Here is a 13,471-nt window from a genome sequence, read left to right on the forward strand (position 1 = left end):
CGGCTTGGTTCTACCCGGGTTTTCTGCCCAAGTATTGTCAGCATTGAAGGAGTACCCATGTATGTTGTCCGTCCGGTAGAAATTGCGGATATTGCAGCCCTTGAAGCGCTGGCTGCGGTGACCATGCCGGGTGTCCATACCCTGCCGAAGACGCGCGAGAAAATCGCCGCCTCCGTCGAGCGTTCCCTCGCCTCGTTTGCCGCCCACGTCGATATCCCCAGCGAAGAGTCGTATCTCTTCCTGCTTGAATCCCTGCTCGACAAAACCATCTTTGGTACGGCCGCCATCTTCGCCTCGGCCGGCTCGAACGGCACCTATTTTTCCTTTCGCAACGACGTCATCCAGCAAGTCTCGCGTGACCTGAACATTAGCCACAGCGTGCATGCGCTGACCCTGTGCTCGGAGCTGACGGCCTATTCCCAGTTGTCCGGCTTCTATGTGCGCAACATGGAGCAGGCGGGCCTGGAAGCGGCCTTGCTGTCGCGCGCGCGGCTGCTGTTTGCCGTGCTCGCGCCGCACCGTTTCGGCGATCGCTTCTTCGTGCCGCTGGCCGGTATCACGGATGCCAACGGCCAGTCGCCGTTCTGGGATGCGCTGGGCCGCAAGTTCTTCCAGATGGATTTCCTCGATGCCGAAAAAGTCATCGGCGGCGCGCGCAACCGCACCTTGATCGTCGAACTGATGCCGCATTACCCCGTCTATGTGCCGCTGTTGCCCGGCGACGCGCAGGCGGCCATGGGGCAGATTCACCCGAGCGGCGAACTGGCCTTCAACCTGCTGACGGAAGAAGGTTTCGAGGCCGACGATTACATCGACATCTTCGATGGCGGTCCGATCCTGCAGGCGCACAAGAATTCGCTACGCTCGTTTACGGGCTCGCTCACGCGCCGCGCGGTGCCAGGCGCCACGCCGAGCCGCACGGGCATGAAAGTCAATTATGCGATCGCTTCCGGCGCCGAACGCAACTTCCGCGCCGTGACCTTCGCCTGCGATGCGCTCGAAGCGCAAGACACCGTCGGCTTGCCGGCCGAGCTGCTTGACGCGCTGGCCGTCGCCGAAGGCGACAGCGTCATTTGCGTGCGTATCTAACCGAGAGAATCTTATGCTAGTAGTACGCGCCATCAACGCTTCTGACCTCGATGCCTTGTACGGCCTGGCGAGCCAGGTCGGCACCGGCATGACCACCCTCAAGGCGGACATGAAAATGCTGGGCGACCGTCTGGCGATTGCCTGCGCCTCGTTCGCCGAAACCATTCCGCCCGAAAAACGCGACTACATGTTTGTCATGGAGGATACCGACACGGGCCGCCTGGCCGGCGTGTGCGCCATCAAGGGGGCCGTGGGCCTGGAAGAGCCATTCTATAACTACCGTATCGGCACCCTTGTGCATTCGAGCCGTGAACTCGACGTGTTTACGCGCATGGAGACGCTGTATTTGTCGAACGACCTGACGGGTAGTACGGAACTATGTTCGCTGTTTTTGCACCCGGATTACCGCAGCGGCAACAATGGCAAGCTGCTGTCGAAAAGCCGTTTTCTTTTCATCGCCCAGTTCCCGCACCTGTTCACGGAAAAGCTGATCGCCGAAATGCGTGGCTACCAGGCGCCGGACGGCAGCTCGCCGTTCTACGAGGGCCTGGGCCGCCATTTCTTCAAGATGGATTTCCATCACGTCGACGATTTGACCAGTTTGGGTAAAAAATCCTTCATCGCCGAATTGATGCCGCGCCAGCCAATGTACGTGGCTTATCTGCCAGACGAAGCGCAAGAAGTGATCGGCAAGGTCCATCTGAGCACCGCGCCAGCGCGCCGTTTGCTGGAGCAGGAAGGCTTGCACTTCGAAGGTTATGTCGACATCTTCGACGCCGGCCCCGTGTTGCAGGCGCGCGTCTCCGAGCTGCGCGCCCTGCGCGACAGCATGCCGGCAGTGCTCGATGCCGAGGCGGCCGCAGATAGCTGCGAGGTGGTGCAAGCCGAACCGTACCTGGTGTCGAACACCGACCTGAAAAATTTCCGCATGATCGTCACCAACGCCAATCCCCACAGCGGCAAGATCGCGCTGGACGACGCTGAACTGCATCTGCTGCGTAGCCACAACGGCGACACCGTGCGCACGCTGTCACTCAACCCGAGGAAGCATACCCATGTCTCAATTGTCCTACCTTAACGTGTTTAATTCATCGACCGCCGCATCTAACTTCATCGACGGCGCCTGGCTGCCGGGCACTGGCCGGGAACTGGTCACCATCGACCCGTCGAACGGCAAGCAGACCTGGGCCAGCCTGGAAGCGACGGAGAGTGACGTGGAACAGGCTTGCCAGGCTGCCCGCGCTGCCTTTGCGGCGTGGGCCGACACGCCCGTCGAAGAGCGCATCGCCATCTGCGTGCGCTTTCGCGAGCTGCTCAAGGAGCATGCCGAGGTCTTGGCGCAGTTGATCTCGGAAGAAGTGGGCAAGCCGTTGTGGGAAGCCGTCACGGAAGTGGCCACCATGGCCAACAAGATCGACATTTCGGTGCAGTCGTACAACGCGCGCACTGGCATCGCGCAAAGCAAGATCGCCGATGGCGACGCCGTGCTGCGCCACCGCCCGCACGGCGTGTTCGGCGTGTTTGGCCCGTATAACTTCCCAGGCCACTTGCCGAACGGCCACATCGTTCCGGCCCTGATCGCCGGTAACACCATCGTCTTCAAGCCCAGCGAATATGCGCCCCGCACCGCCGTGAAAACCGTGCAGCTGTGGCAGCAGGCAGGCTTGCCGGACGGCGTCGTCAATCTCGTCAACGGTGGGCGCGACACGGGCGTGGCGCTGGGCGCGAATGCCTTGCTCGATGGCGTGCTGTTTACCGGCTCCTGCCAGACGGGTATCAGCCTGCACCGCCAGTTCGGCGGCCAGCCGGGCAAGATGCTGGCACTGGAAATGGGCGGCAACAACGCCCTGGTCGTGTGGGATGTCAAGGATGTGGACGCTGCCGTGCACCATGCGGTCTTCTCCGCCTTTGTCTCGGCCGGCCAGCGCTGCACCTGCGCGCGCCGCCTGGTAGTGCAAGACAACGCCGCCGGGGTTGCTTTCGTGGCGCGCCTGGTGGAAGTGGCGGCGAAACTGGGCATCGGCGCCTCCGACGCCCAGCCACAACCGTTCATGGGGCCTGTCGTATCAAGCGCCGTGGCAGCACGCCTGGTGCAGGCGCAAGCCGACATGGTCGCCAAGGGCGGCACCACCCTGCTGCAGATGCGCCAGTTGAACCCGCAAGCGGGCTTCGTCACGGCCGGCATCGTCGACGTCACCCATGCTGCCGGCATCGCCGATGAAGAATGGTTTGGCCCCTTGTTGCAAGTGATCCGCGTCGCCAGTTTTGACGCGGCCCTGAAGGTCGCCAACGCCACCGAATTCGGCCTGGCCGCCGCGCTGCTGTCGGACGATCCGGCGCTGTGGCAGACTTTTCAAACGCGTGCGCGCGCCGGCATCATCAACTGGAACCGTCCGACCACGGGCGCGGCCAGCACGGCGCCGTTCGGCGGCATCGGCAAGTCGGGCAATCACCGTCCGAGCGCCTATTACGCGGCCGATTACTGCGCCTATCCGGTCGCCTCGATCGAGAACAGCGTGCTGGCAATGCCGGCCAAGCTGTCGCCTGGCCTGAATTTTTAAGTTTTAAAGGAAATACCCATGCACAGCACGCGCGAATACAACTTTGACGGCCTGGTCGGCCCATCGCATAACTATGCTGGACTCTCGTTCGGCAACGTGGCCTCGTTCAGCAATGTGAAAAGCGCTTCGAATCCGAAGCAGGCCGCCTTGCAGGGCCTGGCCAAGATGCGTGCGCTGGCTGCGCGTGGCTTTGCGCAAGCCTTGCTGCCGCCGCAGGAGCGGCCGAATTTTCGCCTGCTGCGCAGCATCGGCTTTACGGGGAGCGATGCGGAGGTCCTGGCGCGTGCTTACAAGGAGTCGCCCGTGATACTGGCCTGTGCGTATTCCGCTTCGCCCATGTGGACGGCGAACGCCGCCACGGTCAGCCCGTCGGCGGACACGCAGGACGGCCGCGTACATTTCACGGCCGCCAACCTGAATAACAAGCTGCACCGTGCCTTCGAGCACGCGCAGTCGGCGCGCAGCCTGCGCGCCATCTTCAATGATGACAAGCACTTTGCCGTGCACGCTGCGCTGCCGTCGACGCCAGCCTTTGGCGACGAAGGCGCGGCCAACCATACGCGCCTGGGCGCTGGCCACGGCGCGCCATCCGTCGAGATGTTCGTGTATGGTCGGGTGGAGTTCGATCCATCGGCAACTAGCCCCAGGCGCTACCCGGCGCGCCAGACCCTGGAAGCGTCGCAAGCCGTGGCGCGCCTGCATGGCCTGGACGCCAGGCGCACCGTGTACGTGCAGCAGAATCCAGAGGTGATCGACCAGGGCGTGTTTCATAACGACGTCATCGCCGTTGGTAACGGCAATGTACTGTTTTACCATGAGCAGGCATTTGCCGACGAGGAGGCGAGCCTGTCGCAGCTGCGCCGCGCCGTCGCCACCACGGGCGTGCAACTGAATGCGCTGCGCGTCGATACTGGCCAGGTACCGATTACAGACGCCGTCAGCAGCTATCTGTTCAACAGCCAACTCTTGAGCAAAGAGGGCGGCAAGATGGCGCTGGTGATCCCGCAGGAGTGCCAGGAAAACCGCGCCGTCTCGCGCTACCTGGAAAGCCTGGTTGCCAGCGGTGGGCCGATCGATGAACTGATTCATTTTGATTTGCGCCAGAGCATGCGCAACGGCGGCGGGCCTGCTTGCCTGCGTTTGCGCGTGGCGCTGACGGAAAACGAAGCGCGCGCCATGCACCAGGGCGTGATCATGACGGAAGCGCTGTACCATCGGCTGGTGGCCTGGGTGGAAAAACACTACCGCGACCATCTGCAGCCGAGCGACCTGGCCGACCCGAAGCTGGCGCTGGAAGTACATGCGGCGCTTGAAGAATTGACGATCATCCTCAACTTACCGGGATTGTACGACTTGTAGGCGACAGAAAAACACAGAGAAAACCGAGACTCCTACCCGCAACACCGCATAACAAGAATTGGACGGGTGACCCCTGTCTCACACATCGCTGCCGCCCAGCCATAAGCCCGAACGACAGCGTTGGACATTCACATTACCGTAATGGAGATGCAAGATGAATCACACGCCACAAGATTTGCGTACACAGACGCTGGAGCTGGTCAACGCCGCGAGCAATGCAGGCAAGGCGGCAGCGCCCGTGACCGCGCTGGTGCAAGCCTGGCTCGCTTCCCTCGACGCCGAAGACCTGGCCGACATCGCACCCGACAGCCTGGCGCCCGTACTGCTCGATGGTTTTGCGCAGGCGGCCAGGCGCACCGGCAACGGTTGCCAGATCGCCACCTTGCGTTATGCGGATGGCCGTGGTGGCCAGGCGAGCGCCTTGCTGATCCTGAACGAAGACATGCCTTACCTGGTCGACTCCATCGTCATGGCCATGCGCCGCCAGCACCTGGCCGTGCGCGGCGTGATGAACACCGTGCTGCCCGTGCGCCGCGCCCTTGACGGTAGCGTGGAAGCGGTGCGCCAGCCGGGCGACCCGCTCGAATCGTATGTGCTGGTGCTGCTCGACGAAGAGCTGGCGCCAGACGCGCTGGCCGCACTGGTTGCCGCCATCGACATGGTGGCGCGTGACGCCTTTGTGGTGCGCCGCGATGCCGCCGCCATGAGCGAGCGCCTGGCTGCCGTCGCCAAGGTTATTGACACTGCGACCGCCCCGCATGGCGAAGAGGGCGCGGAAGTTGCCGCCTTCCTGGAATGGGCCCGCAGCGGCGGTTTTGAAGTGTTTGGCTACGCCTACTACCGCGTCAAGCCGGGCGTGCGCGAACTGGAGCGCGATATCCCTAGCCGCGTCGGCGTGCTGCAAGACACGGCGCACCCTGTGTACGGCACCTGCCTGGCGAATATTCCCGGCGACTTCGACACCCTGGCCAAGCGCGAATCGGCGCTCTCCATCGTCAAGGCCGACGTGGCTGGCACCCTGCACCGCGACCAGCAGCTGGACTTCATCGGCGTGCGCGACACGGATGCGCAAGGGGCGATTTTGGGCGAGCATTGCTTCGTCGGCCTGTTTACCCGCGCCGGCAACTCCACCCCGCTGGCGGCGCTGCCTTACGCGCGCGGCCGCGTGGCCAAGGTACTGAGCCTGGCCGGCGTGCGCCAGCAAGGCTTCCGCGCCGAGAAATTCCGCGAAATCCTCGAGTCGCTGCCGCGCACCGAAGCGCTGGAAGCGGATCTCGACTGGCTGGTGCAAGTGTGCGGCGCCGTCGTCTCGCTGTACAAGCAGCCGCGCACCAAGGTCTTCGCGCGCCGCGACGTGTATGCGCGCCATCTGAATGTGCTGGTGTATCTGCCACGCGAGCGCTACAGCGCCAGCGTGGCTTCGAGCCTGGCGAAAGCCCTGCAAGCGAGTTCCGGTGCGACCCACGTCAGCATGCAGACGCTGGTCGCTGATGGCCCCCTGGCGCGCGTCTACCTGATCGCCCATGCCGCGCGCTATCCGCTGGACCTGGAAACGGATATCCAGCAGCCGCTGCTGGGCGTGCTCGATGGCTGGCATAACGGCTTTTCTGCCGTGGCCGACGCCGTGCCCGACGTGGCGCTGCGCACCAGCCTGCGCAAACTGTGCGCCACCTTGCCGCTCGACTACGTGGCAGCCACCGCGCCGGCCGTCGCCTTCCGCGACCTCGACACCATCTTGCGCAATACCGATCCATCGCACGTGGCCGTGCGCATCGAGACGGGCAACGTCACCACCATCCGTTTGTATTCGGCCAATCGCGTACCGTCCCTGTCGACCATCCTGCCGGCGCTGCACAACGCGGGCGTGGCCATCGACCGCGAGCAGGCGTACTCGATTTCGCCAGCCGAGGGCACGCGTTATTTCGTCACCAGCCTGACGGTCGATGCCGCCAGCGCGGCGAAACTGGCGCAGCCGGAAGTCGTCGCCGTGGCGCAGGAACTGTTTGCCGCGTTGTTCAACGATGAGGCCGAAGATGGCCGACTGAATGGCCTGGTCATCGAAGGCGGCCTGTCGACGCGCGAAGTGCAACTGGTGCGCGCTTACACCAGCTACTGGCGCCAGGCGGGCAGCAGTTTCTCGGTACGCTACATTGCCGAAAGCCTGCGCAAGCAGCCGGCCCACGTGAAAGCCCTGGTCGATGCCTTCTTGCAGCGCTTCGACCCGTCGCTGCCAGGCGAGCAGCATGCCGCTGCACTCGAGATGATTGCCACCATCAAGGCCGGCCTGCCATCCGTGAACCACGCAGATACCGAGGAAATCCTCGGCGCGCTGGCCGACCTGATGGCCGCCACCCTGCGCACCAGCTACTTCCAGAACAATCAGGCCGGCGACAAGATCATCTTCAAGTTCGACACCAGCAGCCTGGCGCTGGTGCCGGAACCGCGTCCTTACCGCGAGATATTCGTCTTCTCGCGCCGCTTCGAAGGTGTACACCTGCGCGGCGGCCCTGTCGCCCGCGGCGGCTTGCGCTGGTCCGACCGCATGGAAGACTACCGCACCGAGGTGCTGGGCCTGGTCAAAGCCCAGATGGTCAAGAATGCCGTCATCGTGCCAGCCGGCGCGAAGGGTGGTTTTGTCTGCAAGATGATGCCGAAAGACGCCGTGCGTGAAACCATCGCGGCCGAAGGCGAAGCCGTCTACCGCCTGTTCATTTCCAGCCTGCTGGAAGTGACGGACAACCGTTCCTTGGGCAATATCGTCCCGCCAGTCGACACCGTCTGCTTCGATGAAGCCGATCCTTACCTGGTGGTGGCTGCCGACAAGGGCACGGCCACTTTCTCCGACATCGCCAACGGCATCGCCGTGCAGCGCGGCTTCTGGCTGGGCGACGCCTTCGCCTCGGGCGGCTCGAACGGTTACGACCACAAGAAGCTGGGCATCACCGCCAAGGGAGCGTTCGAAGCCGTGAAGCGCCATTTCTATGAAATGGACCATGACTTGAATACCACGCCGATCACCATGGTCGGCGTGGGCGACATGTCGGGCGACGTGTTCGGCAACGGCGTACTGTTGTCGCGCCAGCTGAAACTGGTGGCCGCATTTGATCATCGTCACATCTTCCTCGACCCGGCACCGGATGTCGCCGTCTCGTTCGCCGAGCGCGAGCGCCTGTTCGCCTTGCCGCGCTCGTCGTGGGATGACTATAACAAGGAACTGATATCAAGCGGCGGCGGCATCTATCCGCGCTCCGTCCGCACGATCGAATTGTCGCCGCAGATCCGCGCCGCGCTCGATATTGCGGAAACGGCGCTGTCGCCGGAAGAACTGATGCACCGTATCCTGAAGTCGCCCGTGGACCTGTTCTACAACGGCGGCATCGGTACCTACATCAAGGCCTCAAACGAGACCCACGCGCAAGTGAAGGACCGCGCGAATGACCATATTCGCGTCAATGGCAATGAGCTGCGCGTGAAAGTGGTGGCAGAAGGCGGCAACCTGGGTGCGACGCAGGCGGGCCGCATCGAGTTCGCGCTGGCGGGTGGGCGCATCTTCACCGATGCGATCGACAACTCGGCCGGCGTGGATTGCTCGGACCATGAAGTTAATGTGAAAATCTGGCTCGATGTGGAAGTCAATGCCGGCAAGCTGACGGAAGAAGAACGCAACCGCGAACTGTATGCGATGACGGATGACGTCGAGCGCCTGGTCTTGCGCGACAACACGCAGCAGACGCATTTGCTGGTGCGCGAATTGCAGGCGCAAAGCGAGAGCGCCGTGCAGGATGGCTATGCCGCGCTGATCGCCAGCCTGGAAGAAGAGGGCGCCCTGTCACGCGAACTGGAGCAATTGCCGTCGGTGGCCGAACTGGCGCGCCGCAAGGCCGACGGTCGTGGCTTGACTACGCCGGAACTGGCGGTGGTGATCGCCAACGTCAAGAACCGCTTCAAGCGCATCCTGTCCGCGCTGCCGTTGACGATTGAGTCCTGGGCCGAGCCGGTGCTCAAGCCCTACTTCCCATCCCTGCTGGTGGAAACGCGTTCGGCGCTCGATCACCCACTGGCCAACGCCATCCTGGCGACCGTGCTGGCCAACGAGGTGATCAACCGCTGCGGCCCGTTGATGATACGCGACCTGGCGTTTGAGCATGGCGTGGATGAGTCGGCTGTGATCCTGGCCTGGGGCCAGGCATGGGTGGCGTTGAACCTGGCGCCCGTGTTTGACGCGCTCGATTTTGACGCCTTGACGATTCCGCGTGACGTGTCGATCAAGGTCGATGCGCAAACGCGCGTGCTGCAGCAGACGATGATCGCCGGCGTGCTGTCGGTGCCCGCCGAGCAGCTGCGCGGCGCCGGTCTGGCCGAACTCACGCGCCTGTTTGGCGCGGAATCGAAGCGCGAGCTGCTGAAAGCGGTCGGCATCAAGTCCGAAGCGGCGCTGGTACCTGGCCTGACGCCGGCCTTCGTGCAGGCGTGGGATGCAGTGGACGCGCTGGACGTCGTTGCCGGCTTCCTGTTCCCGGCGCTGTCCGTGCCGCGTCCTGCCAGCATGGACCTGGCGGCCTTCTTGCAAGTGGGCCTGGCCCTGCGCAGCCAGGCGGGCATCGATACGCTGGAACGTGGCCTGAAGCTGGCCGCGCAAGGCAAATCGCAGGAACAGCTGCGCAACTACGCGCAGCAAGCCCTGCGCCGCACGCAACAGCGTTTGCTGACGCAGGTGCTGGCGCGCGCCGAGCAAGGCAACGCTGGCCAGGCCGTCGATGCGGTGACGGGCGCACTGGGCCTGCCGGCTTACGTGGCGGCGACGGAACTGGAGCAAGCCATGCTGGACGTGTGGACTCTCTCCGAAGCGGTGAATAAAATCGCGGCGAAAGTCACAGCGGAAGCGGCGGTGTAATGACGCAAGAAGCAATACAGGCAGTCCAAGCCGCTGGCGGCTTGCCGCCAGCGGTGCAGGCGCTGGCCGAAGCTGATTTCAGCGCCGTGGCGCAGCTGTTCGCGGACGCCGGTTTCACGGTCGCCTTGCCGGCGCCAGGCATGCTGCAAGTCGTCAAGCCGCAGGCCGATCACGGCCGTGCCAGCGTGGTCGTCTCGGTGGGCGTGCATGGCGACGAGACGGGTCCGATCGAAGTGCTGGCGCACCTGCTCGACGCCCTGTCGCGCGATGCGTCTGCACTGGCCGTCGACTTGCTCGTTTGCGTAGGCAATGTCGATGCGATCCGGGCTGGCAAGCGTTTCATCGACGCCGACCTGAATCGCATGTTCCGCCCCGTGCGCGGTTCCCTGGCGCAAGCGGCGGAAGCGGCGCGCGCCGATGACATGATCGCCGCGACGCGCGACTTTTTCAGCGCCGCCGGTCCCGTGCGCTGGCATCTGGATCTGCACACGGCCATCCGTCCTTCCGTGTATCCGACCTTTGCCATCGTGCCAGACCTGGTGGCCGACGAGGCCAAGGCGCAGCTGGTAGCCTGGCTGGGCCAGGCATCCATCGGCGCCATCATCATGAATCCGCAATCGGCCGGCACGTACAGTTATTATTCGGCCGAGCATTTTGGCGCGGCCGCCAGCACGGTGGAACTGGGCCGCGTGGGCACCCTGGGGCAGAACGACCTGAGCCTGTTCGACGACGTGTCGCGGGCGCTGGACGCGCTGTTGCGGCGGCTGCCTGCGCCGCCCATCAAGGCGCAACCGCACGTGTTCAAGGTGGCGCAGGAAATCATCAAGCATAGCGATCAATTCCGCATGGCGTTCGACCGCAGCACGCAGAACTTCACGTCGCTGCCGCAGCACGCCGTGATCGCCAGCGATGGCGGCCATGTGTATACGGTGCAGCACGCGGAAGAGCTGGTGGTGTTTCCGAACCCGGATGTGCGCGTGGGCCTGCGCGCGGGCCTGATGGTGGTGCGCGTGTCCTGACGGATGGAAACTGCAGCATGGCATGGCATGGCGCCAGCGGGGGAAACCCGGCTGGTGCCATTTTTCTTGCGGGGCGTGCGCAGCCGTTGACGCGGCCTCGGGTACACTGGTTCATCGTTCACTATCGAGGAGTTTGCCATGTCCGTGTCCATGTATCAAGCCAGCGTCCCCGTCTTCATCCGCGGCTTGCGCGTCGTCTCCGCCTTGCTGGAAAAAGCGCAAGCGCATGTCGAGCAGGACGGTATCGTGCCGGAAATTGTCCTGGGTGCGCAGCTGGCGCCCGACATGCTGGACTTGACGGCGCAGGTACAGCGCGCCAGTGATACTTCCAAGATGTCCATCGAGCGCCTGAGCGGCGTGCCCGCGCCGACATTCGAGGATAACGAAGCGTCATTCGAGCAATTGCAGGAGCGCATCGCCAACACCATTGCCTATATCGACAGTGTCAGCGCGGGGCAGATGGCAGGCAGCGCCCAGAAAGAAGTAGTGCTGAACTGGACCGACGAGGGAAAAAAATTCTCGGGCGGCGATTATCTGCTCAGCTTTGCCTTGCCCAATTTTTACTTCCATGTTGCCATGGTGCACGCCATTCTCAGAAACAATGGCGTGGCCGTGGGCAAGCTGGACTATCTCGGCCCATACGATTAAGTTTGCTTAACGTTGCGGTTGCTGGACCTGGTTTTGCACCGCATTGCCCAGCATGCCGCCGCCGATCACGCCGGCCACCGTGGCCAGTGCCTTGCCGCGGCCGCCACCTACCTGATTGCCGATCAAGCCGCCGATGACGGCGCCCGTGCCGATACCCACGTAGTTGGGTTGGGCGGGAGCTGGCGCTGGCTGCTGCTGGCGCACAGGCTCGCGGTAGCCATTATTGCTGTCATTGTAGGATGGGCGCGCTTGCGCCACTTGCGTGTGCTGCACGACGCGCTTGTGCACGACTGGCGCTGGTGCCGGTGCCGCTTCAGGTGCGGCCTGCGCCACGACGGGGGCGGCCAGCGGTGCTGGCACGGAAGCTGCCAGGGCTGCCGCGCTGGCCGGCGTCAGGGCTGCCACATCGGCTGGCACGGCAGGGACATTCGCCCGCGAATTGGGCAAGATGCCGGCGATGGACGCCGCGCCCACCAGGCACAGGACCGTGACGGAAATGGCGGCGCCGGCCATCAAGGGGTGGATGCGGTTGGCGGTGGTCGTCGTGTTCATGTGTTCTCCTGGGGTGGCGATGCCGGTGTTGTTGATGCGTCCAGATTAACTGGGCGCCGGCCGCAAGGCTAGACCTTGCGCTGTATCAAACGTAAGCAGGTGTAAGCCGCCGATTTCCAAAGCACAGTAGAATCGGTGCTTCCCTTTTCACGGAGTGTGCCATGAGCCAGTTATTCACGCCGTATGCGCTGGGGCCCTTGCAGGTGGCCAACCGCATCGCCATCGCGCCCATGTGCCAGTACTCGGCCGACAATGGCAGCGCCACCGACTGGCACATGATCCACCTGGGCCACCTGGCTTTGTCCGGCGCGGGCTTGCTGATGACGGAGGCGACGGCTGTCTCGCCCGAGGGGCGCATCTCGGCCGATGACCTGGGCCTGTGGTCGGACGCCAACCAGGCGGCGCTGGCAAACGTGGTGCAGGCGATACGCCGCCATGCACCGATCCCGCTGGTGGTGCAACTGGGCCACGCGGGGCGCAAGGCGTCGAGCCGCGCGCCATGGCAGGGCGGCGCTTGCGTGCACCTGGCCGAGGGCGGCTGGCAAACGGTGGCGCCGTCCGCCATCGCCCATGCGCCGGGTGAAACGGTGCCGATCGCGCTCGACGAGATGGGCTTGCTGCAAATCAAGGGCGCCTTTGTCGCCGCCGCGCAGCGCGTGCATGCGCTGCGCGGCGAGGGTATCGAACTGCATGCGGCGCACGGCTATCTGCTGCACCAGTTCCTCTCGCCGTTGGCCAACCAGCGCACGGATGCGTATGGCGGCAGCCTGGAAAACCGCATGCGCTTCCCGCTGGAAGTGTTCGAGGCCGTGCGTGCCGCCGTGCCGGCCAGCGTGGCCGTGGGCGTGCGCATTTCCGCCACCGACTGGGTCGATGGGGGCTGGGAGATCGAGCAAAGCGTGCGTTTCGCGCAAGAGCTCAAGCGCCTGGGTAGCGACTTCATCCATGTTTCCAGCGGCGGCATTTCGCCGCAGCAGCAAATTCCCGTCGCTCCCGGCTACCAGGTGGCGTTTGCCGAACGCATCAAGCGCGATAGCGGCCTGCCCACCATCAGCGTCGGTCTGATTACCGAAGCGCAGCAGGCGGAAGATATCATTGCGCAAGGCCAATCCGACATGGTGGCGCTGGCGCGCGCCATCCTGTTCGACCCGCGCTGGCCATGGCATGCCGCGGCCCAGCTGGGCGCGCAGGTGCAGGCGCCGCCCCAGTACTGGCGCTCGCAACCGCGCGAATTGAAGACTTTGTTCGGCGACACGACGCTGGGCCAGCGCTGACAGGCAAGGAGCCGCGTGTGATCGGCAACGCACGCCATCTTCTGCTAAAATGACGCTTCTTACCTTATTCCCACG

The 13,471-nt window shown here is 64.0% G+C and carries 9 protein-coding genes; 8 read left to right on the forward strand and 1 reads right to left on the reverse strand.

Translation table 11 applies throughout. The annotated features are described in order from the left end of the window. The first annotated feature begins 57 nt into the window (after positions 1-57). From ACQ4W6_RS09180 to ACQ4W6_RS09210, 7 genes are all read left to right on the forward strand, one after another. On the forward strand, positions 58-1,089 hold the full coding sequence (locus ACQ4W6_RS09180; RefSeq protein WP_436566880.1) for an arginine N-succinyltransferase: 1,032 nt from the start codon (positions 58-60) through the stop codon (positions 1,087-1,089). A gap of 13 nt (positions 1,090-1,102) precedes the next feature. Further along, on the forward strand, positions 1,103-2,167 hold the full coding sequence (gene astA, locus ACQ4W6_RS09185) for an arginine N-succinyltransferase (RefSeq protein ID WP_436566881.1): 1,065 nt from the start codon (positions 1,103-1,105) through the stop codon (positions 2,165-2,167). After that, complete coding sequence (gene astD / locus ACQ4W6_RS09190) at positions 2,145-3,650, forward strand: succinylglutamate-semialdehyde dehydrogenase (protein ID WP_436566882.1); 1,506 nt, start codon at positions 2,145-2,147, stop codon at positions 3,648-3,650. The genes astA and astD overlap by 23 nt, the downstream gene beginning before the upstream one ends. Before the next feature lie 18 nt (positions 3,651-3,668). Then, positions 3,669-5,009: an N-succinylarginine dihydrolase gene (gene astB / locus ACQ4W6_RS09195; protein WP_436566883.1), complete on the forward strand. Its 1,341-nt coding sequence runs from the start codon at positions 3,669-3,671 to the stop codon at positions 5,007-5,009. 154 nt (positions 5,010-5,163) lie between these two features. Beyond that, positions 5,164-9,903, forward strand: a complete 4,740-nt coding sequence (locus ACQ4W6_RS09200; RefSeq protein ID WP_436566884.1) for an NAD-glutamate dehydrogenase domain-containing protein — start codon at positions 5,164-5,166, stop codon at positions 9,901-9,903. Next, on the forward strand, positions 9,903-10,922 hold the full coding sequence (locus ACQ4W6_RS09205; protein ID WP_436566885.1) for a succinylglutamate desuccinylase: 1,020 nt from the start codon (positions 9,903-9,905) through the stop codon (positions 10,920-10,922). The genes ACQ4W6_RS09200 and ACQ4W6_RS09205 overlap by 1 nt, the downstream gene beginning before the upstream one ends. A gap of 138 nt (positions 10,923-11,060) precedes the next feature. Further along, a complete protein-coding gene (locus ACQ4W6_RS09210) occupies positions 11,061-11,570 on the forward strand; it encodes a DUF1993 domain-containing protein (RefSeq protein WP_436566886.1) in 510 nt (169 codons plus the stop codon). A gap of 6 nt (positions 11,571-11,576) precedes the next feature. On the opposite strand, the gene ACQ4W6_RS09215 is transcribed toward ACQ4W6_RS09210, so the two are convergent. Further along, a complete protein-coding gene (locus ACQ4W6_RS09215; protein ID WP_436566887.1) occupies positions 11,577-12,122 on the reverse strand; it encodes a glycine zipper 2TM domain-containing protein in 546 nt (181 codons plus the stop codon). Between the two features lie 161 nt (positions 12,123-12,283). On the opposite strand from ACQ4W6_RS09215, the gene ACQ4W6_RS09220 reads away from it, so the two are divergent. Beyond that, positions 12,284-13,396, forward strand: a complete 1,113-nt coding sequence (locus tag ACQ4W6_RS09220; RefSeq protein ID WP_436566888.1) for an NADH:flavin oxidoreductase/NADH oxidase — start codon at positions 12,284-12,286, stop codon at positions 13,394-13,396. Positions 13,397-13,471 lie beyond the last annotated feature (75 nt).

Source organism: Janthinobacterium woesei (assembly GCF_051380875.1).
GTDB lineage: Bacteria > Pseudomonadota > Gammaproteobacteria > Burkholderiales > Burkholderiaceae_D > Janthinobacterium.